Annotated in this window: 24 protein-coding genes and 1 other annotated feature; all 24 genes read left to right on the plus strand. The window is 45.9% G+C overall.

Annotation, left to right across the window (positions count from 1 at the left end):
• The first annotated feature begins 15 nt into the window (after nucleotides 1-15).
• Nucleotides 16-801, plus strand: a complete 786-nt coding sequence (locus tag FQV26_RS06385) for a cell division protein FtsQ/DivIB (protein ID WP_146556524.1) — start codon at nucleotides 16-18, stop codon at nucleotides 799-801.
• Nucleotides 779-1,504, plus strand: a complete 726-nt coding sequence (locus FQV26_RS06390) for a DUF881 domain-containing protein (RefSeq protein WP_146556525.1) — start codon at nucleotides 779-781, stop codon at nucleotides 1,502-1,504. The genes FQV26_RS06385 and FQV26_RS06390 overlap by 23 nt, the downstream gene beginning before the upstream one ends.
• A gap of 15 nt (nucleotides 1,505-1,519) precedes the next feature.
• Nucleotides 1,520-2,236 (plus strand): DUF881 domain-containing protein, encoded by a 717-nt coding sequence (locus tag FQV26_RS06395; protein ID WP_146556526.1) that lies wholly within the window; start codon nucleotides 1,520-1,522, stop codon nucleotides 2,234-2,236.
• Between the two features lie 2 nt (nucleotides 2,237-2,238).
• On the plus strand, nucleotides 2,239-2,601 hold the full coding sequence (locus FQV26_RS06400; protein ID WP_146556527.1) for a small basic family protein: 363 nt from the start codon (nucleotides 2,239-2,241) through the stop codon (nucleotides 2,599-2,601).
• Between the two features lie 102 nt (nucleotides 2,602-2,703).
• Nucleotides 2,704-3,987, plus strand: a complete 1,284-nt coding sequence (gene ftsA, locus FQV26_RS06405) for a cell division protein FtsA (RefSeq protein WP_146556528.1) — start codon at nucleotides 2,704-2,706, stop codon at nucleotides 3,985-3,987.
• A gap of 57 nt (nucleotides 3,988-4,044) precedes the next feature.
• On the plus strand, nucleotides 4,045-5,238 hold the full coding sequence (gene ftsZ, locus FQV26_RS06410) for a cell division protein FtsZ (RefSeq protein ID WP_146556529.1): 1,194 nt from the start codon (nucleotides 4,045-4,047) through the stop codon (nucleotides 5,236-5,238).
• A gap of 110 nt (nucleotides 5,239-5,348) precedes the next feature.
• Nucleotides 5,349-6,020: a YggS family pyridoxal phosphate-dependent enzyme gene (locus FQV26_RS06415; RefSeq protein ID WP_146556530.1), complete on the plus strand. Its 672-nt coding sequence runs from the start codon at nucleotides 5,349-5,351 to the stop codon at nucleotides 6,018-6,020.
• Entirely contained in the window at nucleotides 6,017-6,496 is a 480-nt protein-coding gene (locus FQV26_RS06420; RefSeq protein ID WP_146556531.1) for a cell division protein SepF, read from the plus strand. Before FQV26_RS06415 ends, FQV26_RS06420 begins: the two co-directional genes overlap by 4 nt.
• 20 nt (nucleotides 6,497-6,516) lie before the next feature.
• Nucleotides 6,517-6,780, plus strand: a complete 264-nt coding sequence (locus FQV26_RS06425; protein ID WP_146556532.1) for a YggT family protein — start codon at nucleotides 6,517-6,519, stop codon at nucleotides 6,778-6,780.
• Between the two features lie 66 nt (nucleotides 6,781-6,846).
• Entirely contained in the window at nucleotides 6,847-7,632 is a 786-nt protein-coding gene (locus tag FQV26_RS06430; protein WP_146556533.1) for a YlmH family RNA-binding protein, read from the plus strand.
• Nucleotides 7,633-7,726: 94 nt separating this feature from the next.
• The gene (locus FQV26_RS06435) at nucleotides 7,727-8,248 is read left to right on the plus strand and encodes a DivIVA domain-containing protein (RefSeq protein WP_146556534.1); all 522 of its coding nucleotides are present in this window, start codon (nucleotides 7,727-7,729) and stop codon (nucleotides 8,246-8,248) included.
• Between the two features lie 37 nt (nucleotides 8,249-8,285).
• Nucleotides 8,286-8,500, plus strand: a binding site (T-box leader).
• 42 nt (nucleotides 8,501-8,542) lie between these two features.
• Nucleotides 8,543-11,305 carry an isoleucine--tRNA ligase gene (ileS, locus tag FQV26_RS06440; protein ID WP_146556535.1) on the plus strand — a complete coding sequence of 921 codons (2,763 nt, stop codon included), beginning with the start codon at nucleotides 8,543-8,545 and terminating at the stop codon, nucleotides 11,303-11,305.
• A 118-nt stretch (nucleotides 11,306-11,423) separates the two neighbouring features.
• The gene (gene lspA, locus FQV26_RS06445; RefSeq protein WP_146556536.1) at nucleotides 11,424-11,900 is read left to right on the plus strand and encodes a signal peptidase II; all 477 of its coding nucleotides are present in this window, start codon (nucleotides 11,424-11,426) and stop codon (nucleotides 11,898-11,900) included.
• Nucleotides 11,900-12,811, plus strand: coding sequence for an RluA family pseudouridine synthase (locus FQV26_RS06450; protein WP_146556537.1), 912 nt, complete (start codon nucleotides 11,900-11,902; stop codon nucleotides 12,809-12,811). Before lspA ends, FQV26_RS06450 begins: the two co-directional genes overlap by 1 nt.
• A gap of 195 nt (nucleotides 12,812-13,006) precedes the next feature.
• A complete protein-coding gene (gene pyrR / locus FQV26_RS06455) occupies nucleotides 13,007-13,543 on the plus strand; it encodes a bifunctional pyr operon transcriptional regulator/uracil phosphoribosyltransferase PyrR (RefSeq protein ID WP_315898438.1) in 537 nt (178 codons plus the stop codon).
• Nucleotides 13,544-13,570: 27 nt separating this feature from the next.
• Nucleotides 13,571-14,857 (plus strand): solute carrier family 23 protein, encoded by a 1,287-nt coding sequence (locus FQV26_RS06460; RefSeq protein ID WP_146556539.1) that lies wholly within the window; start codon nucleotides 13,571-13,573, stop codon nucleotides 14,855-14,857.
• 135 nt (nucleotides 14,858-14,992) lie between these two features.
• The gene (locus FQV26_RS06465; protein ID WP_146556540.1) at nucleotides 14,993-15,862 is read left to right on the plus strand and encodes an aspartate carbamoyltransferase catalytic subunit; all 870 of its coding nucleotides are present in this window, start codon (nucleotides 14,993-14,995) and stop codon (nucleotides 15,860-15,862) included.
• Nucleotide 15,863: 1 nt separating this feature from the next.
• Entirely contained in the window at nucleotides 15,864-17,141 is a 1,278-nt protein-coding gene (locus FQV26_RS06470; RefSeq protein ID WP_146556541.1) for a dihydroorotase, read from the plus strand.
• On the plus strand, nucleotides 17,138-18,235 hold the full coding sequence (locus FQV26_RS06475) for a carbamoyl phosphate synthase small subunit (protein ID WP_146557776.1): 1,098 nt from the start codon (nucleotides 17,138-17,140) through the stop codon (nucleotides 18,233-18,235). Before FQV26_RS06470 ends, FQV26_RS06475 begins: the two co-directional genes overlap by 4 nt.
• Nucleotides 18,228-21,416: a carbamoyl-phosphate synthase large subunit gene (gene carB / locus FQV26_RS06480; protein ID WP_146556542.1), complete on the plus strand. Its 3,189-nt coding sequence runs from the start codon at nucleotides 18,228-18,230 to the stop codon at nucleotides 21,414-21,416. Before FQV26_RS06475 ends, carB begins: the two co-directional genes overlap by 8 nt.
• Nucleotides 21,413-22,180, plus strand: a complete 768-nt coding sequence (locus FQV26_RS06485; RefSeq protein WP_146556543.1) for a dihydroorotate dehydrogenase electron transfer subunit — start codon at nucleotides 21,413-21,415, stop codon at nucleotides 22,178-22,180. Before carB ends, FQV26_RS06485 begins: the two co-directional genes overlap by 4 nt.
• On the plus strand, nucleotides 22,177-23,091 hold the full coding sequence (locus FQV26_RS06490; RefSeq protein ID WP_146556544.1) for a dihydroorotate dehydrogenase: 915 nt from the start codon (nucleotides 22,177-22,179) through the stop codon (nucleotides 23,089-23,091). Before FQV26_RS06485 ends, FQV26_RS06490 begins: the two co-directional genes overlap by 4 nt.
• Nucleotides 23,088-23,783: an orotidine-5'-phosphate decarboxylase gene (gene pyrF, locus FQV26_RS06495; RefSeq protein ID WP_146556545.1), complete on the plus strand. Its 696-nt coding sequence runs from the start codon at nucleotides 23,088-23,090 to the stop codon at nucleotides 23,781-23,783. Before FQV26_RS06490 ends, pyrF begins: the two co-directional genes overlap by 4 nt.
• Nucleotides 23,773-24,396: an orotate phosphoribosyltransferase gene (pyrE, locus tag FQV26_RS06500; protein WP_146556546.1), complete on the plus strand. Its 624-nt coding sequence runs from the start codon at nucleotides 23,773-23,775 to the stop codon at nucleotides 24,394-24,396. The genes pyrF and pyrE overlap by 11 nt, the downstream gene beginning before the upstream one ends.
• Nucleotides 24,397-24,494: the final 98 nt, after the last annotated feature.

Genomic DNA, 24,494 nt, shown 5'->3' on the forward strand with positions numbered 1-24,494 from the left:
TAAGGGGCAGCAATTATGGACAAAGTGATTGACATCGAAGAACGCATCCCGACGCTACGCGAGCGCCGGAAAAAAAGAACCAATCGCAAGTTCGTGGCACTGCTGTTCATTTTTCTCACTTTGCTTGCCATACTTTTATACAGTCAATCAAAGTACAGTGAAATCCGGACCATTACTATTGAAGGTGCTGTTTTATTTGAACAGGAAAGCTACCAGGCAGCAAGTGGATTAAACCTTGGAGACTCAATGTGGTCTTTTGATGCCAAAGCAGTTGCAGAGCAACTGGAAAAGCTTGAATGGGTAGAAGAAGCATCGGTCAAAAAAAATTGGTTGACTGGCGTCGAAATTAGTTTAAAGGAATATATTCAAATGGGGTATCTGGATCGCGGCAACAGCTACCAGATTGTCCTGTCGAATAACCTGGCTTTGGAACAGCCGGTTACTGAAGTGGATGGTCCAATTTACTCGAACTTTGAAAATGAAGAGAAACGGGAAAATTTGATTGACCAATTGCTTGAAGTTGATCCTGAAGTTCTTCAGCTGATTTCACAAGTAATTCTGGATCCGGAGCAGGATGACGCGGATTACGTAACTCTTTACATGAATGATGGAAATGAAGTTCGTGGCATTTTAAGCACCTTAGCTGAAAAAATGAACTATTACCCATCCGTCATCGCCCAATTAGAAGATGGCCAAAAAGGGGTAATCGATATGGAAGTGGGTATTTTCTTCCGCTCTTATGCAGATGTTTATGGCTTTGCGAAAGAAGGTGCCGAAGGTGAAGACTCCGAAGAAGAGTGAAAGAAAAAGTTTCAGTAAATCGATTGTTTTTTCACTGGTCTTTTTAGTGCTTGGATTTATTATGGCTTATTCCTATAGTTTATCGAGCGCCAATAAAGAAAGGGAAGGATTTACCGGGGGCGCTTTTTTTGAACAGGAAGAGCGTTACCGAAAAGAACTGATCGAACAACAAGAACGCAATAAAGATCTAAGAGATGAATTGCGAATAAAGCAGACTGAGGTTCAGGAATATGAAAAATCTTTCGCAGATGGTGAAAACCGCTATACCGAATATGCAACGGAATCAGAAGAGCTTCGCAGATACCTTGGTTTAGTGCCGGTTCAAGGAAGTGGATTAAAAGTGACGCTGCAGGATGGAGACTACAATCCTAATTCTGTTAATCCAAATGATTATATTGTGCATGAAAGCCATGTTTTCCAAGTGATCAATGAACTTTATATTTCGGGTGCTCAGGCCATTTCAATCAATGGCCAGCGTATCCATGGAAATTCGTATATTGTTTGTACGGGGCCGGTTATTACTGTAGATGGCGTACAATATCCAGCTCCTTTTATCATTGAAGCCATTGGCGAGCCGGAAGTCTTGTCTTCTTCCATGGAATTGACTGGTGGTATTATGGATCAACTGCTAAATGACAATATCATCGTCACTTTGGATGAAGGACAAATCATCGAAATGCCTGCTTTGCTGGCAGAATCATGAATAAGGGGGAATTGCGTGAAGAAAAGGATTCTTACCCGTTTTACGGTCATCATGTTCATTATCGGTCTGATGACGGCTATCCAGTATAATACAATCAATGAACCCCATATCCGTGACACACGGGACAGTTGGGAAATTAGACAGGAACTTGCGAGGGAAAAGCAGCTTCATTCACAATTGCTTTCGGAAATCGGTTCTCTGGATGAGACCCTGGATAAATACGGTGCAGCTGCAGACGCCAGTCCGGAACAAGCTTTGCGGGAAACAGCCGGTGAGCTGAGAAAGGCTGCCGGCCTTGCAGAGACGACAGGACCTGGAATTGAAATTTTTGTCGAACCGTCGTTGGAAGCGGTTGCGATGGGACTTGAAATTGAAGGGATCTCACCGGATCTGCTTATTCGGCTGGTCAATGAGATCAATCGTTACAATGGCCTGTACGTTTCGATCGACGGCAAACGAATTATCAATACGACGGCGATCAGAGATATAAACGGTCAAACAACTGTTAATACAAAACCAGTGCAAACACCGCCTTTTTCATTGAAAATCATCTCTGGATCGATGGAAGAATCAGAAAAGCTGTATAATCATTTGTTGGCGTCACGTATATTGGATGATTTTTATATCGATAATCTGACGCTGAACGTTTCAGAGCCGCAAAATGATATGATGATTGAGGCATACGACGGCACAATCGATACCAAACATCTTCAGGCTTCAGAGGGGGAATAGCGATGTGGCTGTCCATTTTAGGTTTAATACTCGGTATATCGCTAGGGCTTCTGACTGATATTCAAATCCCGCCGGAATATGCCAATTATTTGTCAATAGCCGTACTGGCATCACTTGATACGCTTTTTGGAGGAATCCGAGCGCATTTGCAGCAAGTTTATGACGATAAAGTATTTGTTTCCGGATTCTTCTTCAACATCGCTCTGGCAGCCGGTCTTGCTTTCCTTGGCGTTCATTTAGGAGTAGATTTGTACCTAGCGGCAATTTTTGCGTTCGGTGTTCGGCTATTCCAGAACATTGCGGTCATTCGGCGCATCATTTTGGCGAAATGGGCTGAAAAGAAAGAAGTTAGAGAGACAATTTGAGCAATTGAAGGAAATTTTTCTAAGTTTTGCGATTTTCTTAGACAAGGTGCATAATTTACAATAGAATATAAGTACAGCAGTTTAATAAGGAGGTGCCACGAATTGAGTCAATCAGAATTATACGTTAGTCTAGATATCGGTTCGTCATCCGTTAAAGTTTTAATCGGGGAAATGGCCAACAAGTCTTTGAATGTTATTGGCGTAGGAAACGTAAAATCTAATGGAATAAAAAAAGGTGCGATTGTTGACATAGATGCAACTGTGCAGTCCATTAAAAAAGCTGTTGATCAAGCAGAGCGCATGATCGGCAAGTCCATCCATGAAGTTGTTCTTGGAATCCCGGCAAACAAAGCGGTGCTTCAGCCTGTTAAGGGAATCGTAGCAGTGAATAGTGAAAACCGGGAAATTACGGATGACGATTTGGATCGTGTACTCGAAGCGGCTCAAGTCATGTCGATTCCACCGGAACGGGAATTGGTCAACATCATTCCTGAACAATACATCGTCGATCATTTGGGCGAAATTAAAGATCCGCGGGGCATGATTGGTATCCGTCTCGAAATGGATGGTACAATGGTGACAACTTCAAAAACAATTTTGCATAACGTACTGCGCTGTGTGGAAAGAGCGGGGCTTGAAATTCGTGATATTTACGTACAGCCACTCGCAGCTGGAAGTTACGCATTAACTGAAGACGAAAAAAATCATGGCACAGCATGTATCGATATCGGTGGAGGTTCTACTTCTATTGCCATCTTCCAAGAAGGCCACTTGACCGCTTCTTCTGTAATTCCAGTTGGAGGCGACCACGTTACAAAAGATTTGTCCATCATTTTAAAGACACCGACAGATCAAGCTGAAAAAATCAAACTTGAACATGGCCACGCATTTTTTGAAGATGCTTCAGAAGATGAAGTGTTTGAAGTTCCCGTCATTGGATCGGATTCAACTGAACAATATAACCAAAAATACATATCTGAAATAATCGGGGTTCGCCTGGAAGAACTTTTCGAACTGATTTTAGATGAGTTTTACCGTCTGGGTGTCCAAGACCTGCCAGGAGGAGTCGTTTTAACCGGCGGTATGGCTAAATTGGATGGACTCCCTGAACTTGCACGAAACATCCTGCAGACGCGTGTTCGTCTATTCACGCCTGAATTTATCGGCGTCCGGGAACCTCAATACACGACGGCAGTCGGCCTGATTCAATACGCATACATGGAAGATGTCTTCTATGGCCGCATTGGGAATGGTGGAGCTGTAGCAGGAACTGCGAAAATCGAACATCAAGAAGTACAACAGCCTAAGAAACAAAAGCAGCCAAAACAAAATTCCGAAGGTGTCGTAACTAAAGCCAAGAAGATGTTTGATCGATTCTTTGAATAAAATCAACATTGTATCTAGCTTGTAAGTAAAAGCTAAGCAATTTTAGGAGGAAAAGGAATGTTGGAATTTGATACAAATATTGACGCACTGGCCGTAATTAAAGTTATCGGTGTAGGCGGCGGCGGAAATAATGCTGTAAACCGCATGATCGAACACGGAGTACAAGGTGTAGAATTTATTGCAGTGAACACGGACGCTCAGGCTTTGAACCTTTCCAAAGCAGAAGTACGCCTGCAAATCGGCGGAAAATTGACACGCGGACTTGGTGCCGGAGCAAACCCTGACGTAGGGAAAAAAGCGGCAGAAGAAAGCAAAGAACAAATCGAAGAAGCTTTGCGCGGAGCAGATATGGTTTTCGTAACTGCAGGAATGGGCGGCGGTACAGGTACTGGTGCAGCTCCAGTTATTGCTGGAATTGCTAAAGAGCTTGGAGCGTTGACAGTTGGCGTAGTAACACGTCCATTCACTTTTGAAGGACGCAAACGTTCTACACAGGCAATCGGCGGTATTTCGACAATGAAAGAGTCGGTTGATACATTGATTGTCATTCCAAACGATCGTTTGCTTGAAATCGTCGACAAAAATACACCGATGCTTGAAGCATTCCGCGAAGCGGATAATGTTCTTCGCCAAGGGGTATCCGGTATTTCTGACTTGATCGCTGTCCCAGGATTGATCAACTTGGATTTTGCCGATGTAAAAACAATCATGTCAAACAAAGGTTCTGCATTAATGGGAATTGGAGTTTCTTCAGGAGAGAATCGCGCTTCCGAAGCTGCTAAAAAAGCTGTTTCAAGCCCATTGCTTGAAGTATCCGTTGACGGAGCAAAAGGCGTACTTATGAATATTACAGGCGGTTCAAACCTTAGCCTTTATGAAGTACAGGAAGCGGCTGACATCGTAGCTTCAGCATCTGATGAAGAAGTGAACATGATTTTCGGATCTGTCATCAATGATAATCTAAAGGACGAAATTATCGTAACTGTTATTGCTACTGGCTTTAACGAAGAGCAGCTTCAACCAAGAACGCCAAGAGGTTCTGGATTGAACTCGAGCCGAGTGCAATCGATCCAGCAACAGTCTCCGGCTCCTTCAATCCGTGATGCACGCCGTGAAGATCAACGCCGCGACGAGCAGCGCCGTGAAGAACAGCCGCCTTACTACAACCAGGAACCTCAAAGACAGGAAAAACATAACGACGATGCATTGGACATCCCAACGTTTTTACGCAATCGTCAAAAGAGACGTTAATCCGAACAGCTGCCGGTTGGGCAGCTGTTTTTTTAAGGAAGAGGCTTAATTGATAAATCAGCCAAAACTTGATACAATATATTGGACTTCTATAGAAAAGTTGTGAAAGCATGAAACCTATTAAACCGGTCTTTGAAGTAATTACAGAACAATTAAATGCCGTTAAGGAGAACATACACGTTATTGCAGTTACAAAACAAGTGGGCGTAGAGCGCACAATGGAAGCAATTCAGGCTGGAATCCGCCATTTAGGGGAAAACCGCCCGGAAGGTCTTGCGCAAAAACTTGAAGCAATTGATGAAGATGTATCCTGGCACTATATCGGCAATCTGCAAACTAGAAAAGTCAAAGATGTCATCAATGAGATTGATTACTTACATTCTTTGGACCGCTTGAGCTTAGCAAAAGAAATTCAAAAGCGTGCGAGCCGGCAAGTGAAATGTTTTGTCCAAATTAATGTTTCAGGTGAAGAGTCGAAAAGTGGGATTGCACCTGAGGAAACTTTGGATTTCATCGAATCACTGAAAGCATATGATAAAATCCAAGTTATCGGATTGATGACCATGGCACCTAATACAGACGATGAAAGCATTATTCGAAAAGCATTTAAAGGATTAAAAGTACTCCAACTCCAAGTATCAGAGAAACAATGGACACATGCACCCTGTACTGAATGCTCAATGGGCATGTCCAATGATTACTTAATTGCTGCTCAGGAAGGGGCAAGTTTTGTCCGGATCGGAACAGCTTTAGTCGGGTCGGAAAGTGAGGCAAAACAATGAGCATGAAAAACAAATTCAAGAATTTCTTTTATTTAGATGAATATGAAGAAGAACAAGTACAGGAACAGCCTGTGACACAACAAAAGCCAGCTCCGCGGTATGAAAAACCGGCTGCCATGCAAGAGCCGAAAAAAACACCGAAAGAACGGCGCCAGAAAGTGGAGGAGACCATTGTGCCTAATTTAGTCAGTTTGCAAAGTGCTGCAAAATCTTCAAAAGTCAGCTTGGCAGAACCCAGAGTCTATGCAGAAGCTCAGGATATTGCAGAGAGTTTGAAGAGCAAGCAGGCGGTAGTTGTAAATCTTCAGCGTATTGAAAAAGACCAGGGTCTAAGAATCATCGACTTTTTAAGTGGAACAGTTTATGCCCTTGGCGGAGATATTCAGCGCATCGGAACTGACATCTTCCTATGTGTACCAGACACTGTAGAAGTGGATGGCGCCATATCAGATTATTATTACGATGATCAACAATAAGAGGGGTGCCATAAAATAATATGATAGTTCTCGTAAATCTATTACTTTCTGCTATTAATATTTATTTCTATATCCTAATTATCAGTGTGTTCATGAGTTGGGTGCCGAGCATCAAAGAATCCAGCTTCGGGCAAATGATTTCCAGAATCACTGATCCTTACCTGGATATTTTCAGACGCTTTATTCCGCCGATTGGCATGATTGATATTTCGCCGATTGTTGCAATTTTTACTTTAAGTTTAGCAAGCCAAGGCATTGTTGTACTGGCTGGCTATCTCATTTAACTCAAAACCTCACGTGATGTGAGGTTTTTTTCTTGAAGATGTAATCACACGTGAAGGAGCATTTGTATGGAAGAGATATTTCAGCATTTCAGAAAAGAAGAGCAGCAGTTTATCGAGCAGGTATCAGGCTGGCTGCGTGAAGTGGAAGACCGCTATTCACCAAAACTGACAGACTTTCTGGACCCTCGCCAACGCTTTATCGTGGAGGCTGTGATGGGGTCAAGCGATGTACAAATGATGACTTCAGGCATGTTCAAAGAAGCTGAAAGGCAACGTGTGTTGTTGTATCCTTCCTACTTTGAGCCTCAGCAGGAAGATTTCAATATTACCGTATTCGAGCTCAAATATCCTTCGAAGTTTGTCAATTTGCGCCATCCCGATATTTTAGGGTCTTTGATGTCACTTGGACTTGATCGCAGTAAATTTGGTGATATCCGAATCGACAATGAACGTGTCCAATTGGCTGTTATGAACGAAATCAGTCCTTATCTGCAAAGTAATTTTGTTGGTGCCGCAAAAGTAAAGGTTCAATTGAACGAAGTGACAGCTGAAGAACAATTGATCGAGACGAGCGAGGAATGGATAGAAGAGTCGCATACGGTAAGTTCGATGAGGCTGGATACGGTTATGAGTTCGGTTTATAATATTTCCCGGCAGAAAGCGTCTGCGCTGATTCACGGAGGCAAAGTTAAAGTCAATTGGACTTTACAAGAGCAGCCTTCGTTTGAACTGCATGAATCGGATATGATATCTTCTAGAGGATATGGCCGTGTTCGATTGATTATGATCGAGGGTCGAACCAAAAAGGATAAAGTCCGGCTGCAGATCGGCCGTCTGGAAGCGAAAAACTAGGCAGCTTGGAAAAATTACGAAATAATACTGAAATTTCGAGTCATGAACTGTATAATAGGAAGATAAGATGACAAGTTAAGGAGAGGTTTACTCAATGCCATTATCCCCGTTAGATATACATAACAAAGAATTCAGCCGAGCATTCCGAGGATATCAGGAAGATGAAGTAAATGAATTCCTGGAACAAATCATGAGAGATTATGAGATTTTGCTAAAAGATAAGGCAGCTCTTGAAGAACGGTTGCGTACAACCGACGAACGAGTTGGCCATTTCAATACAATTGAGTCGACGTTGCAAAAATCGATTTTTGTGGCTCAAGAAGCTTCGGAAGAAGTACGACGCAATTCACAAAAAGAAGCGGAATTGATTATCAAGGAAGCTGAGAAAAATGCAGACCGCATCGTCAATGAATCATTGACGAAAGCACGCCGCATCGCAACAGAAATTGAAGAGCTTAAAAAACAATCCCGCATCTTTAAAAATCGCTTTAAAATGCTGGTCGAAGCCCAATTGGATTTGATCGAAACAGATGATTGGGAGACCTTGCTTGAATACGATATTGACACACAGAACCTTGAGAAGATCGAGAAGGACAAAGAAGAGTCGAACTCTTGACTCTGAGACTTTCTGCTTCTATAATTACGACATACAAAAAAACGCGCTGATAGAGACAGTATGCTATGCAGGACGGTAAAGCGAACCAGGGACAGTGTGAGCCTGGCACGAACGCATAGACGAAAATCACTCTTGAGCAGAATTGGTGAACGACAGTATCCAATTCCGTCTACACCACGTTACGGTGATCGAGTGGCAGCTATCTAGCTGCAACAAGGGTGGTACCGCGAGTCTAAGCTTCTCGTCCCTTTCCAGGGATGGGGGCTTTTTATTATGCCTACAGGAGGAATAGAGATGGAATACAAAGATACATTATTGATGCCAAAAACAGATTTTCCGATGCGCGGCAATTTGCCGAATCGGGAACCGGAAATGCAGCAAAAATGGGAAGACATGAATATTTATAAAAAAGTTTTAGATCGCACAGCAGGACGTCCTTTCTTCATTCTTCATGATGGACCTCCGTATGCGAACGGCGATTTGCATATGGGTCATGCGTTGAACAAAGTACTAAAAGATATGATCGTTCGTTCACGTTCGATGATGGGCTTCCATGCGCCATATGTTCCAGGCTGGGACACGCACGGCTTGCCGATTGAACAAGCTTTAACGAATAAAGGCGTGAACCGCAAAGAAATGTCTCTTGCAGAGTTCCGTAAACTATGTGAAGAATACGCGTATCAGCAAATCGACAGCCAGCGTTCTCAATTTAAACGTATCGGTGTCCGTGGCGATTGGGAAAATCCTTACGTAACATTAAAGCCGGCATACGAAGCTCGCCAAATTGAAGTATTCGGTAAAATGGCAAACAAAGGATACATCTATAAAGGACTGAAACCGGTTTATTGGTCGCCATCAAGTGAGTCATCACTTGCTGAAGCCGAAATCGAGTATCATGACAAAAAATCTCCTTCTATCTACGTGTCGTTCCCTGTCGTTGACGGCAAAGGCGTATTAGCTGAGGGCACAAACCTTGTGATTTGGACAACGACGCCTTGGACAATCCCTGCTAACCTCGGGATTTCTGTACACGCCAAGTTGGACTATGCGGAAGTTTCCGTAAACGGATCCCTGTATATCATTGCGCAAGAACTTTTGAAGGAAGTTGCCGAGCAATTGGGCTGGACAGATTTCGAAGTCGTTCGCGTATTAAAAGGTGCTGAAATGGAACATATTCTTGCAAAGCACCCATTATATGACCGGACTTCTCTAGTAATGCTTGGCGATCATGTAACAACTGATTCCGGTACAGGCTGTGTTCATACAGCACCAGGACATGGTGAAGATGACTTCCTGATTGGTAAAAAGTATGGATTGGATGTTTTGTGTCCGGTAGATGAACGCGGCGTCATGACAGATGAAGCACCTGGATTTGAAGGTGAGTTCTATGACAAAGCCAATAAATCAATTACAGAAGCACTGGACAACGCGGGTGCTCTTGAAAACCTTTCGTTTATCACTCACTCATATCCGCATGACTGGCGGACGAAAAAGCCGGTAATTTACCGTGCAACGGCTCAGTGGTTTGTTTCAATCGATGCATTCCGTGACCAAATTCTAAAAGCAATTAACGAAACTTCGTTCACGCCGGCATGGGGTGAAACGCGTCTATTCAATATGCTTCGCGACCGTGGAGATTGGAATATTTCACGCCAGCGCGTATGGGGCGTTCCGATCCCAGTATTTTATGCTGAAAACGGAGATCCGGTCATCACAGAAGAAACCATTGCCCATATTGCTGATTTGTTCCGTGATAATGGTTCGAATATCTGGTTTGAGCGTCCAGCAGCTGAATTATTGCCTCCTGGATTTACTCATCCGAGCAGCCCGAACGGCCTATTCACCAAAGAAATGGACATCATGGACGTCTGGTTTGATTCTGGTTCTTCTCACCAAGGCGTTCTTGTGGAACGTGAAGACCTGCAATACCCAGCTGATCTTTACTTGGAAGGGTCTGACCAATACCGAGGCTGGTTTAACTCATCACTTACAACGAGCGTCGCAATCAACGGCATCGCTCCGTATAAAGGCATCCTGAGCCACGGCTTTACGCTTGACGGAAATGGGCGCAAGATGAGCAAATCGCTTGGAAACGTCATTGTGCCGGCTAAAGTAATGAACCAAATGGGTGCTGATATCCTGCGCTTATGGGTCGCTTCAGTTGACTATACAGCAGACGTGCGGGTTTCTGACGAAAACTTCAAGCAAGTTTCAGAAGTTTACCGCAAAATCCGCAACACATTGAAATTCCTTCATGGAAACTTGGCTGACTTTAATGAGCAAGAACATCGCGTCGCATTTGAAGACATGCGCGAAATGGATCAATACATGGCGATGAAATTGCAGAAGATGGTAGAAACTGTGCGTAACGCATATGAAACCTATGAATTCTCAAGCATCTACCATGCATTGAACAATTACTGCGCCAACGATTTAAGTTCATTCTATCTGGATGTAGCGAAAGATGTCGTTTATATCGAAAGTGCGGATCATCCGCATCGTCGTGCGATGCAGACGGTTATGTTCGATTCGCTGATGGCGATCCTCAAATTGTCAGCGCCGATCATCCCGCACACCGCTGATGAATTGTGGTCATACTTGAGCTTTGTGGAGGAAGAAAGTGTTCAGTTGACTGACTTTCCAGAAGCAGTTTCGAATCCAGCATTCGATGGCCTTAACGAAAAATGGAGCCGATTCATGGATGTGCGTGATGATGTCTTAAAAGCGTTGGAAGAAGCGCGCGCAGCTAAAACCATCGGCAAATCATTGGAAGCGAAAGTGACCGTCTATGGCAACGGAGAGCTGGCAGTACTGCTTGCTTCAACTGATGAAAATCTTGCCCAATTGTTTATCGTATCCAAATACGAATACGGCGGCACTCAAGATCAGGCACCGGAACATGCTGTGAAGCTGAATGAAGTTTCGGTTACTGTTGAAAAAGCTGAAGGCGAAAAATGCGAACGCTGCTGGACGATTTCTGAGGAAATTGGCAAAAGCGAAGCGCATCCGGCATTATGCCCTCGCTGCGCAGGCGTTGTAGAAACACAATACGCTTAATCGAGCGGTGTTCACCACAGAAGGTCTGGAGAACCGGAAAACCGGTTTTTCAGACCTTTACTTTTTTCACCGCCATTGTGTTAAAATAGATTGACTGATGAATTGACGGAGGATACGGATGTTTATTTATTATGGAATCGCATTATTGATAATCGCAGTAGATCAATGGACAAAATGGCTGGTCCTTAAAAATATGGAGTTGGGTGAACGGATATCGGTAATCGACCCGTATCTCGGCTGGCTGTCGCATCGCAACCGCGGTGCTGCCTGGGGGATGCTGGAAGGACAGATGTGGCTGTTTGCTGTCATCACTGTGGCGGTCATTATCGGAATTCTTTATTACTTCCATAAACATGCAAAAGGACAGCCATTGTTCCAACTGAGCCTGATGGTTCTTTTAGGCGGAGCGATCGGCAATTTTATTGATCGCATGCTGCGCGGGGAAGTCGTCGATTTTGTCGATGTGCTGATTCCCGTGGTCAATTATGATTTCCCGATATTTAATGTTGCAGATGCTGCTTTGACAATTGGTGTCGTATTGATGATTATCTATATTATTTATGACGAAAAACAACAAAAGAAAAAGGTGTCTTAATGGAAGATTTAACGATTGAAATTACAGAAGAAATGGCCGGCGAACGAGTAGATAAAGCCGTGTCATCGATAGATGAAGACTGGTCGCGTTCACAGATCGCTAATTGGGTCAAAGAAGGCGCGGTAAAAGTCAACGGCATTACTGTGAAACCCAATTACAAAGTACGTTTGCAGGATATCATTATTGTCACGCCTCCAGAGCTTGTAGAGCTGGATGTCGTGCCGGAAGACCTGAATCTGGAGATTGTCTATGAAGACGAAGATGTCCTTGTAGTCAACAAACCGAAAGGGATGGTTGTGCATCCAGCTCCAGGACATGCCAAAGGGACATTAGTGAACGGCTTGATGCATCATTGCAAGGATCTTTCCGGAATCAATGGTGTGGTACGCCCTGGAATCGTCCATAGAATCGATAAAGATACATCCGGCTTATTGATGGTCGCGAAAAATGACGCTTCGCACACATCATTGGTCGATCAATTGGTGAAAAAGACGGTAACCCGTAAATACGTAGCACTTGTACATGGCCATATTCCCCACGACAAAGGCACAATTCAAGCGCCGATTGCCCGTGATCCAAAAGAGCGCCAGAACATGGCAATCGTTGACAAAGGAAAGCATGCAGTGACGCATTTTCGTGTATTGGAGCGCTTCGGCAATTTCACGCTTGTAGAATGCCGTCTGGAAACAGGAAGAACTCATCAAATCCGTGTCCACATGAAGTATATCGGCTACCCGCTTGTCGGCGATCCGAAATACGGACCGAAAAAAACGATGGATGTCGGCGGACAGGCGCTTCACGCGGAAGTCATTGGATTTGTACATCCAAAAACCAGTGAGTACATGGAGTTTTCTGCAGAGCCGCCTACTGAATTTGCAGAACTTCTGGAATCTCTTCGAGACAAGGATTGACAAACCGAAGCATCTATCTTTATACTTAAAAAAACGAATCGAATAATGAACACCTTTAATAACAGTCCAGAGAGGCTGAAAAGGTATTTACGCAAGCCGGAAGTCTGTCTTCCGTGCTGAATTTTTCTGCGCATCTATCCTCTTGCCTCTCTGGCAAGAGGTTTTTTATTTGCAGAAAAAGGAGCGGATCTCATGGTGGAAAAAGCAGATATTTTGGACGAACAAGCGATTAGCCGTGCCATCACACGTATCGCACATGAAATCATTGAGCGCAATAAAGGGATCGATGAATGCATATTGGTTGGCATCAAGACACGAGGCGCGTTTATCGCGAACCGACTGGCGGAGAAAATCGAAAAAATCGAAGGGCGTCCAATTATGAAAGGCGAACTCGATATCACTCTTTACAGGGACGACTTAAGCATCAAAACGAAAAACCAGGAGCCGCTGGTTCAGCAAGTGGACATCGAACACAGCATACTCGATAAAAAAGTCATCCTTGTGGATGATGTGCTTTATACAGGTCGGACGGTACGGGCTGCGATGGACGCAGTCATGGATCTTGGCCGGCCGTCACAGATCCAGTTGGCAGTGCTGATTGACCGGGGCCATCGGGAGTTGCCGATCCGAGCAGACTTTGTCGGAAAAAACATTCCGACTTCAAGTGATGAACGGATTGTTGTACAAATGGTCGAAAGCGACCAGGTAGACCGGGTAGCCATCCACGAATAGAGAGATAGAGACAGGGGAGAACGGAAATTGAGCGAAGCCATTTTAGATGTACATGATAAACCGAAAGCCGGGCAATGGATTTCATTAAGCCTGCAGCATATGTTTGCAATGTTTGGAGCAACGATTCTGGTGCCGCAGCTGGTTGGCTTGAGCCCAGCCATTGCGCTGTTAACCAGTGGAATTGCAACGATCATCTTTATCATCATTACCCAATTCAAAGTGCCTGCGTATTTGGGATCGTCATTCGCCTTTATTGTGCCAATCACGATTGCCACTGAAACCGGAGGCATCGGCTCAGCGATGATCGGCGCCATGTTTGTTTCATTGGTTTACGCCATCGTCGCCTTGGTCATCTGGAAAACAGGTTACCGCTGGCTGATGAAATTGCTTCCGCCGATAGTAGTCGGCCCGGTTATCATTGTTATCGGACTTGCTTTATCTGGAACAGCAGTGGATATGGCCATGAACATTCCGACAGCAAATGGTTCTGAATACAGCCTGATTCACTTCTCGGCAGCCATCGTTACGCTGCTGACAGCGATCATCTGCAACATCTATTTCAAGAATATCATCTCATTGATGCCCATCCTGATCGGTATCATCGTGGGATATGTTTACTCAGCAGCCATCGGCATTATCGATTTTACAGTCATCGGCGAAGCAAGCTGGTTCGCCGTACCGGAGTTTCTGATTCCCGGAGTGGATTATTCGTTCCAAGTTACTCCTACCTTGCTGTTCGTCATGGTACCGATTGCCATCGTAACGATTTCTGAACATATCGGACACCAGTTGGTGCTCGGCAAAATCGTAGATCGAAATTACATAAAAGATCCGGGTCTGCATCGCTCGATTCTGGGTGACGGCATCGGAACCTTTATTTCTTCACTGGTCGGCGGTCCGCCAAAGACCACATACGGTGAAAACATCGGCGTTCTGGCCATTACGAAAGTATTCTCGGTCTATGTCATTCTGGGAGCCGCAGTGTTCGCCATCGCCTTTTCGTTCTTTGGCAAGCTGATGGCAGTCATCGAAACGATTCCGACGGCTGTTCTTGGCGGGATTTCCATCCTGTTGTTCGGAATCATCGCTTCTTCGGGACTGCGCATGCTGGTGGACAATAATATCGACTTTGGCAACAACCGGAACTTGGTCATTTCCTCAGTCATTTTGGTCATCGGCATCGGCGGAGCCAAACTGGAGTTCAGTGAGTCCTTCTCGATAGAAGGAATGGCGCTGGCAGCTATTGTCGGAGTGATCCTGAACCTGGTGCTGCCAGGATTGAACAAAAAAGAATTAGATGACGGAACTGAATAATCACCTTTTAATGAATGTCCAGAGAGGCATGGAAAGGGTTGAAGACGGGGGATGCGCGATGCCCCTTTTTTCCTCACACCTTCCTGCCCCTGGGAAGGTGTTTTTTTGTCTGAAGGATGAAAGGATGAGATGATTTTGCCGAATTTACTGTCCATGAACAACTTAGAAAACAACACGATCATGAGTTTGTTGGAACGGGCTGGAGAGTTCCAGCGTGGAGAAAAGGCGCCAATCAATGGCACAGTCGTCAATCTGTTTTTTGAGCCAAGCACACGAACCAAAATGAGTTTTGAAATGGCTGAGCATCATATGGGCCTCGCAGTGCTGCCTTTTGAAACAGCCTTTTCCAGCATCTTAAAAGGCGAAACGCTCTATGACACGGTCAAAACGATGGAGGCAATCGGTGTGGATGCTGTGATTATCCGCCATGAAGAAGAAGAGTACTACCAGCAGCTGGAAGGCTGCAGCGTAGCGGTCATCAATGGCGGAGATGGCTCGGGGCAGCATCCGACACAGTCCTTGCTCGATCTCATGACCATTTATCAGGAGTTTGGACGCATTGAAGGTATCCATGTAACCATAGTGGGAGATATCGCACATAGCCGCGTAGCGAAATCGAATGCAGCTGCGCTCCAGCAATTGGGAGCTGAAGTGACATTCATCTGTCCCGAAGAATGGAGCGGAGAGTATGGATCCTCAGAACACTTGGATGACTTTATTGAAAAGACGGAAGTTGTGATGATGCTCAGAGTCCAGCATGAGCGGCATGCAGTATCAGCGCTCTTTTCAAAAGAAAACTACCATGAGCAATACGGCTTGACGGTTGAACGGGAAAAACGGATGAAAGACGGCGCCATCATTATGCATCCTGCACCGATCAATCGCGGTGTAGAAATTGCAGACTGTTTGGTTGAATGTGAACGTTCACGAATTTTTAAACAAATGACAAACGGAGTATTTGTCCGGATGGCGGTACTTGAATACGCATTGAAAGGGAGAGATTAACTTGAATTTATTCATTAAAAACGTAAACATGCTGCAAAACGGAGAATTGGCACCAACGAACATCCGCATTATGGACGGCAAGATCAACGAAATCGGTCAAGACTTAACGATTCAGAACGAAACAGAAATCGACGGCAAAGGCCGAATGATCGCACCAGGATTTGTTGACGTCCACGTTCATTTGCGTGAACCAGGCGGCGAGCAGAAAGAAACCATCGAAAGCGGAACAAAATCAGCGGCAAAAGGCGGCTTCACGACCATCTGTGCAATGCCGAACACGCGCCCTGTTCCGGATACGAAAGAAAATCTGCAGCTGGTCAACGGATTGATCGAAAAAAATGCGCTTATCCGGGTTTTGCCGTATGCTTCCATCACAATTAGAGAAGCAGGGAAAGAACGCACAAACTTGCAAGAGCTGAAAGAAAATGGCGCTTTTGCTTTCACTGATGACGGTGTCGGCATCCAAGAGGCAGGAATGATGTTCGAAACAATGCAGGACGCAGCGAAAATCGACATGACCGTTGTTGCCCATTGTGAAGACAACAGCTTGATTTATGATGGTGTCATGCACGAAGGAAAACGCAGCAAAGAGCTTGGATTGAAAGGCATCCCGTCGGTTGCAGAGTCGGTGCATATCGCGCGCGACATCTTGCTTGCTGAAGCGGCAGGGGCACACTATCATGTTTGCCACGTCAGCACGAAAGAGTCGGTTCGCGTAATTCGCGACGCCAAACGGGCAGGCGTTCGGGTAACGGCTGAAGTGACGCCGCACCACTTGCTTTTGTCAGAAGATGATATCCCAGCAGATGATGCGAACTACAAGATGAACCCGCCGCTCCGGGCCAAGGAAGACTGGCAGGCGCTCCATGAAGGTTTGATTGATGGCACTTTGGACTTTATTGCGACAGATCACGCACCGCACACAGAAGCAGAAAAAACGAATGGCATGAACGGTTCGATGTTCGGAATCGTTGGATTTGAAACAGCGTTTCCGCTGCTTTACAGCAAGTTTGTTGAAACAGGTACGTGGACGCTGGAGCAATTGATCGACTGGCTGACCATCAAACCGAGTAAAACTTTCAACTTGCCATACGGCACAGTGGAAATCGGACAAACTGCTGATTTGGTCCTGTTGGACTTGGAGAAAGAGCAGGAAATACAGACGGATTCGTTTTTATCGAAAGGCAGAAATACACCGTTTGACGGTTGGAAGTGTACAGGATGGCCGGTAATGACCATTTTCGGAGGAGAAATCGTATGGCAGGAGGAGAAAAATTGATGAAACGTTATTTGATCTTAGAAGACGGTACAATATTTGAAGGAACAGCATTCGGAAGCGAAGATGCTTCTGTGGGGGAAATCGTTTTTAATACAAGTATGACCGGCTATCAGGAAATTTTGTCGGATCCTTCCTACTGCGGACAGATAATTACGATGACTTATCCGCTGATCGGCAATTACGGCATCAACAGCGACGATTTTGAATCGATTGAACCGGCGGTCAAAGGAATGGTGGTTCGTGAAATCGCCGAATTTCCTTCTAACTTCAGAAATAATCTAACCTTGGACGAATTATTCAAAATCAAAGGCATACCGGGGATATCAGGCATCGATACACGTAAATTGACGCGCCTGATCCGCTCAAAAGGTTCCATTAAAGGGGTCCTAACGGCAGCAGGAGAAGACGTTCAAGTGGAGGCAGTGGTCAAGACGCTTCAAGAAACGGTTCTTCCAAGAAACCAGGTGGCGCAAGTTTCAACGGCTCGCCCTTATCCGAGTCCGGGCCGCGGCAAGCGTGTGGTGCTGATCGACTATGGCATGAAGCACGGTATTTTGCGCGAGCTTAACAACCGGGATTGCGATGTGATTGTCGTTCCTTATAACACCTCTTCAAAAGAAATTCTGGCCTGGGGACCTGATGGCGTCATGCTGTCGAACGGTCCGGGAGATCCGAAAGACGTTGAGGAATGTGTCGAGGTGGTGCGCGAATTGCTCGGAGAAGTACCGATTTTCGGTATCTGCCTGGGGCACCAATTATTCGCAAGAGCTTGCGGAGCGGATACCTTTAAACTGAAGTTCGGGCATCGCGGAGGCAACCATCCAGTGCGCGACTTGATCACCGGAAAAATTGAAATCACGTCTCAGAACCACGGCTACGCAGTGGATGAAGAAACGCTTCAGGGAACAAGGCTGAAAGTGACGCATAGCGCATTGAACGACGGAACAAACGAAGGGCTTGCCCATTTGGATTATCCGGCTTTCACGGTCCAGTATCATCCTGAATCTTCACCTGGACCAGAAGATTCGAACTATTTATTTGACCGCTTTATTGAAGTAATGAACGCAACTCGGAAGGAGCAACAACATGCCTAAAAGACAAGATATTCAAAGTATACTCGTAATCGGATCCGGACCCATCGTCATCGGACAAGCTGCTGAGTTTGACTATGCAGGCACACAAGCCTGCCTGGCGTTGAAAGAGGAAGGTTACCGCGTCATTCTGATCAACTCGAATCCTGCAACCATCATGACAGATACCGAAGTGGCAGATAAGGTTTATATCGAGCCAATTACCTTGGAATTCGTCAGCCGCATCCTTCGTAAAGAGCGTCCGGATGCACTGCTTCCGACACTTGGCGGCCAAACAGGGCTAAACATGGCGATCGAACTCGACGAGTCAGGCATATTGGACGAATTGAATATCGAAATTTTAGGCACCAAGCTTGAAGCGATTCATAAAGCGGAAGACCGTGACCTTTTCAGAACTTTGATGAACCAGCTCGGTGAACCCGTGCCGGATTCAGATATTATCCATAATATGGTGGAAGCAGAGAACTTCGTCGCGCGCGTCGGGTATCCGGTCATCGTCCGCCCTGCCTTCACACTAGGCGGCACAGGCGGCGGCATTTGCCATAATTACGAGCAGCTGCAGGAAATTGTTGCGAGCGGACTGAAATACAGCCCGGTCACGCAATGTCTATTGGAAAAATCGATTGCCGGATTTAAGGAAATTGAATACGAAGTGATGCGCGATAAAAACGATACGGCAATTGTTGTCTGCAACATGGAAAACATCGACCCGGTAGGCATCCATACAGGTGACTCGATTGTTGTGGCGCCAAGCCAAACTTTATCCGACCGTGAATACCAGATGCTGCGCAACGTATCGCTGAAAATCATCCGCGCTTTGAAGATTGAGGGCGGCTGCAACGTGCAGCTGGCATTGGATCCATTCAGCTTTAATTACTACATCATTGAAGTAAATCCGCGTGTCAGTCGGTCTTCTGCACTGGCTTCTAAAGCGACGGGCTACCCAATCGCTAAACTGGCTGCCAAAATTGCAGTCGGACTGACATTAGATGAAATGATGAACCCGGTCACTGGACGGACTTATGCGGCATTCGAACCGGCACTGGACTACGTCGTGACAAAAATTCCGCGTTGGCCGTTTGATAAATTCGAATCGGCAAAACGCAATTTAGGAACGCAGATGAAAGCAACCGGAGAAGTGATGGCCATGGGACGCACATTCGAAGAATCCATCCTAAAAGCTGTACGTTCACTGGAAACAGGCCAATTCCACCTGGAGCTGAAAAATGCCGATGCCATGAGCGATGAGTGGATTCAAAAACGGATCTGCCGGGCAGGAGATGAGCGTCTGTTCTTTATCGGAGAAGCGCTGCGCCGAGGCGTGACGATTGAAACCATCAACGAATGGAGCCAAATCGATTTATTCTTCCTGAAGAAATTTGAGAACATCGTCAAATACGAAGAGGTGCTGAAAGATGCACCGTACGACTACAATACAGCGAAACGAGCAAAACGTTTAGGCTTTGCAGACCGGACGATTGCGAAACTGTGGGAAACGACGGAACAGCAAGTTTATAACTGGCGCAAAGAACAAAAATTGATGCCGGTCTATAAGATGGTCGATACGTGCGCAGCAGAATTTGAATCCGAAACTCCTTATTTCTACGGCACTTACGAGGATGAAAATGAATCGGTGAAAACAGATAAAGAATCTGTCATCGTGCTTGGTTCAGGTCCGATCCGTATCGGACAAGGAGTAGAATTCGACTATGCAACTGTCCATTCCGTCTGGGCCATTAAAGAAGCGGGCTATGAAGCGATTATCGTCAATAATAATCCGGAAACTGTTTCTACGGATTTCTCAATTTCGGATAAATTGTATTTTGAACCGCTGACAATCGAAGATGTCATGCACATTGTCGACCTTGAACAGCCAAAAGGCGTTGTCGTCCAGTTCGGCGGCCAGACAGCCATCAACCTGGCAGAAAAATTGGAGCAGAACGGCGTCAAGATTCTGGGGACTTCGCTCGAAGATACAGACCGGGCAGAAAACCGCAATAAGTTTGAAGCGGCCCTGCATGAAATCGGCATTCCCCAGCCTTTAGGGAAAACAGCTGTAAATGCAGAAGAAGCGATCATTATTGCAGCTGACATCGGTTACCCAGTATTGGTCCGTCCTTCTTATGTACTTGGCGGACGCGCAATGGAAATTGTCTACAATGAAGAAGACTTGAAGCATTATATGGAGCATGCAGTGGAAGCAAGTCCGGAACATCCGGTGCTGGTCGACCGTTATCTGACAGGCATCGAAATCGAAGTGGATGCCATTTCAGACGGAAAACATGTACTGATTCCCGGAATCATGGAGCATATTGAACGCGCAGGCGTCCATTCGGGTGACTCGATTGCAGTGTATCCGACGCAAAATATCTCAACAGAACTTTTAGATACGCTGGTCGACTATACAACACGTCTGGCAAAAGGGCTGAACATCGTCGGCTTATTGAATATCCAGTATGTCATTTCAAAAGGTGAAGTGTTTGTTATTGAAGTCAATCCGCGCTCGAGCCGGACAGTGCCATTCATGAGCAAAATCACTTCCATTCCGATGGCCAATATCGCGACAAAAGCGATTTTGGGACAAAGCATCGTCGACCAAGGTTTTACACCGGGGCTTGCACCCATTTCAAAAGGCGTCTTTGTCAAAGTGCCGGTCTTCTCATTCGCGAAGCTTCGCCGGGTCGACATCACGCTTGGACCTGAAATGAAATCCACTGGCGAAGTCATGGGCAAAGATACGACGCTTGAAAAAGCACTATACAAAGGTTTGGCAGCAGCTGGCATGGAAGTCAAAGATCACGGTACAGTGCTGCTGACGGTAGCAGACAAAGACAAAGAAGAAGCAGTCGGCTTAGCGAAACGCTTTAAAGCAATCGGTTATCAGATCATGGCGACCGGAGGCACTGCAAAAGCTTTTGAAGAAGCAGGCATCATTGTTGCACCGATCGGCAAGATTGGATCAGAAGGCAAAACTTTGCTGGATGTCATCCAAAACGGCGATACGCAAATCGTCATCAATACTTTGACCAAAGGCAAGCAGCCCCAGCGCGATGGTTTCCGCATCCGCCGTGAATCTGTCGAGAACGGCATCCCATGCCTGACATCTCTGGATACAGCAGAAGCGATGCTGCGCGTCATCGAATCTATGACCTTCTCAGCTGAAGAAATGGGGGCAGGTATATGATCAAACAAGAACGCATGCAAGTCATCAAGCAGCAGGAGATCGCCAAGCATATCTTTGAATTGACTGTACAAGGCGAGTTGGCCAACGAGATGGCAGAACCGGGCCAATTCGTTCATATTCGTGTGGCAGACAGCTTTGAACCGCTGCTGCGCCGGCCGATATCAGTGGCATCCATCGATTTGGAAACTTCGCAATTCACTATGATTTACCGGGCTGAGGGCCGTGGCACAGGGTTGCTGGCAGAAAAGAAGCCAGGTGAAATGCTGGATGTCCTCGGACCTTTAGGCCACGGATTTCCAGTGGAAGAAGCACAGAAAAAAGCCTATTTGATCGGTGGAGGAATCGGTGTTCCGCCTTTATACGAACTAGCCAAACAATTAAACGCCCGAGGCATTGAAACCGTCCATATTCTTGGATTTGAAAGCAAGCAAGCTGTTTTCTATGAAGACAAGTTTCGTGAACTTGGCGACACACATATCGCTACAGTCGATGGTTCCCATGGTACCCAGGGCTTTGTAACGCATATTTTGAATGAACTGCCAACTGATTTTGATACGTACTTCAGCTGTGGGCCGACAGCGATGCTGGAAGCGGTGCAATGGGCATATCCGCAGAAAAAAGGCTTCCTATCGTATGAACAACGGATGGGTTGCGGCATCGGGGCATGCTTTGCATGCGTTTGCCGGACAACAAAAAGTGAGACGGATTATATCAAAGTGTGTTCAGATGGACCGGTATTTCCAGCAGGAGTGGTGATTTCATGACAGATTTAACAGTTAAACTTCCAGGACTCGACTTAAAAAATCCGATTATGCCGGCTTCCGGCTGCTTCGGTTTCGGCAAAGAGTATGCGCAGCTATATGACCTGTCGCAGCTTGGCGCCATCATGATCAAAGCGACGACCGTCGAAACACGCCTCGGCAATCCGACACCTCGGGTGGCAGAAACAGCATCCGGTATGCTGAACGCCATCGGTCTTCAGAATCCGGGCCTTGAAAAAGTGGCAGGACAGGAACTTCCTTGGCTGGAACAATACGATGTACCGATAATCGCCAATGTGGCAGGGACAACTACGGAAGATTATGTAGAAGTCGCCAAAGCCATTTCACAGGCATCGAACGTCCATGCACTTGAAATCAATATATCCTGTCCGAACGTCAAACTCGGAGGAATCACTTTCGGAACCGATCCGGATGTGGCCCGCGAGTTGACGCGTGCAGTGAAAGAAGTATCGTCAGTGCCCGTTTATATTAAGTTGTCACCGAATGTTACAGATATCGTCTCAATTGCGAAAGCGGTCGAAGAAGGCGGAGCGGATGGCATCACGATGATCAATACATTGCTCGGTATGCGAATGGACACTAAAACCGGTCGTCCAATTATCGCCAACATTACAGGCGGTCTATCTGGGCCTGCCATCAAACCTGTAGCTTTGCGGATGGTCTATGAAGTTAGCCAGCACACCAAGTTGCCGATCATTGGCATGGGCGGTATCACCAATGTGGATGATGTCATCGACTTTCTGTCAGCCGGTGCAAGTGCCATTGCAGTCGGAACCGCCAATTTCGTCAATCCTTTTGTATGTCCCGAAATCATTGGACAATTGCCGGAACGCTTGCACCAACTCGGATTTGATTCAGTAGAACAACTTGTCGGAAGGAGTCACCGTCTGTGAATAAACCTATCATCGCTTTAGATTTTGCATCGAAAAAACAAGTTGAGGAATTTCTGTCGCAGTTTTCTGAGCCGCTTTTTGTGAAAGTCGGCATGGAACTATACTTCCAGGAAGGACCAGAACTGCTGCGTTACATCAAGTCGCTTGGCCATGAAATTTTTCTGGATTTGAAATTACATGATATTCCGAATACGGTTGAATCCGCTATGAGAGGCTTGGCGAAACTGGGTGTGGATATGGTCAATGTTCATGCCGCGGGAGGTCTCGAGATGATGAAAGCAGCTAAACGTGGATTAGCGGACAGCGATACGAAACTTATCGCCGTGACTCAATTGACTTCCACCAGTGAAGAAGACATGCACGAAGATCAATTGGTCTATGTCAGTCTTGAAGAATCCGTACTGCACTACGCAAAACGGGCCATGCAGGCAGGACTGGACGGCGTCGTCTGCTCCGTGCTCGAAGCTGAGTCAATTGGTGAAGTATGCGGTCATGAGTTCCTGCGCGTAACGCCTGGAATTCGTCCAGCAGCGGTATCTAAAGATGACCAAAAACGAGTTGCGACGCCCGCCCAAGCACGGGCTCAAGGCTCTACGCACATTGTTGTTGGCCGAGCCATCACAAATGCCGGAGATCCGTTGGAAAGTTATAAGCAGATTGCAGCAGAATGGAGTGGGAATCTTGAAAAGTGAAATAGCAAACCATTTATTAACCATTGGAGCGGTGGAATTGCGTCCGCAGGAGCCATTCACATGGGCTTCAGGCGTCAAATCGCCCATTTACTGTGACAATCGGTTAACTATGTCTTATCCTGCAGTTCGTAAAGACATTGCGGCAGGTTTAGCGGAAACCATCAAAGAGTATTATCCGGAATGTGAAGTGGTGGCAGGAACGGCGACCGCAGGAATTCCACATGCTGCATGGGTCAGTGACCTGCTTGATTTGCCAATGATTTACGTACGCTCCAAAGCCAAGGAGCATGGCCAGACAAATATGATTGAAGGCAAGGTCGAACCGGGCAAAAAAGTGGTTGTAGTAGAGGATTTGATTTCGAAAGGCGGTTCGGTGCTCCAGGCATCTCAAGCCTTGGAAACAGCAGGATTTGAAGTGCTTGGAATTGTCGCCATATTCACTTATGATTTGCCCCAGTCGATTGAGGCAATCACTGGAGCAGGTTATACATTCCATACCTTGACGGATTTTCCTGCACTTGTTGAACAAGCATTGAGCAGTGGTGCCATCAGTGAAGAGGATATGCCGATGCTAGCGGATTGGCATGAAAAACTGAAAGCAGGAACTTTGTGAAACCGGCCACTTGGCCGGTTTTTATTTTGCAAAATGGTGCTCGTACAGTTGACTCTTTATATCCAAATGATTACAATAAAATTAACTAGTTGGTTATG

The sequence above is a fragment of the Planococcus sp. CPCC 101016 genome, assembly GCF_007859295.1.
GTDB lineage: Bacteria > Bacillota > Bacilli > Bacillales_A > Planococcaceae > Planococcus.

Bases quoted from the DNA above. Each gene is read 5' to 3' on its own strand.
- FQV26_RS06385 (WP_146556524.1), top strand. From the start codon at position 16: ATGGACAAAGTGATTGACATCGAAGAACGCATCCCGACGCTACGCGAG.
- FQV26_RS06400 (WP_146556527.1), top strand. From the start codon at position 2,239: ATGTGGCTGTCCATTTTAGGTTTAATACTCGGTATATCGCTAGGGCTT.
- ftsZ (WP_146556529.1), top strand. From the start codon at position 4,045: ATGTTGGAATTTGATACAAATATTGACGCACTGGCCGTAATTAAAGTT.
- FQV26_RS06415 (WP_146556530.1), top strand. From the start codon at position 5,349: ATGAAACCTATTAAACCGGTCTTTGAAGTAATTACAGAACAATTAAAT.
- FQV26_RS06420 (WP_146556531.1), top strand. From the start codon at position 6,017: ATGAGCATGAAAAACAAATTCAAGAATTTCTTTTATTTAGATGAATAT.
- FQV26_RS06425 (WP_146556532.1), top strand. From the start codon at position 6,517: ATGATAGTTCTCGTAAATCTATTACTTTCTGCTATTAATATTTATTTC.
- FQV26_RS06430 (WP_146556533.1), top strand. From the start codon at position 6,847: ATGGAAGAGATATTTCAGCATTTCAGAAAAGAAGAGCAGCAGTTTATC.
- FQV26_RS06435 (WP_146556534.1), top strand. From the start codon at position 7,727: ATGCCATTATCCCCGTTAGATATACATAACAAAGAATTCAGCCGAGCA.
- ileS (WP_146556535.1), top strand. From the start codon at position 8,543: ATGGAATACAAAGATACATTATTGATGCCAAAAACAGATTTTCCGATG.
- lspA (WP_146556536.1), top strand. From the start codon at position 11,424: ATGTTTATTTATTATGGAATCGCATTATTGATAATCGCAGTAGATCAA.
- FQV26_RS06450 (WP_146556537.1), top strand. From the start codon at position 11,900: ATGGAAGATTTAACGATTGAAATTACAGAAGAAATGGCCGGCGAACGA.
- carB (WP_146556542.1), top strand. From the start codon at position 18,228: ATGCCTAAAAGACAAGATATTCAAAGTATACTCGTAATCGGATCCGGA.
- FQV26_RS06485 (WP_146556543.1), top strand. From the start codon at position 21,413: ATGATCAAACAAGAACGCATGCAAGTCATCAAGCAGCAGGAGATCGCC.
- FQV26_RS06490 (WP_146556544.1), top strand. From the start codon at position 22,177: ATGACAGATTTAACAGTTAAACTTCCAGGACTCGACTTAAAAAATCCG.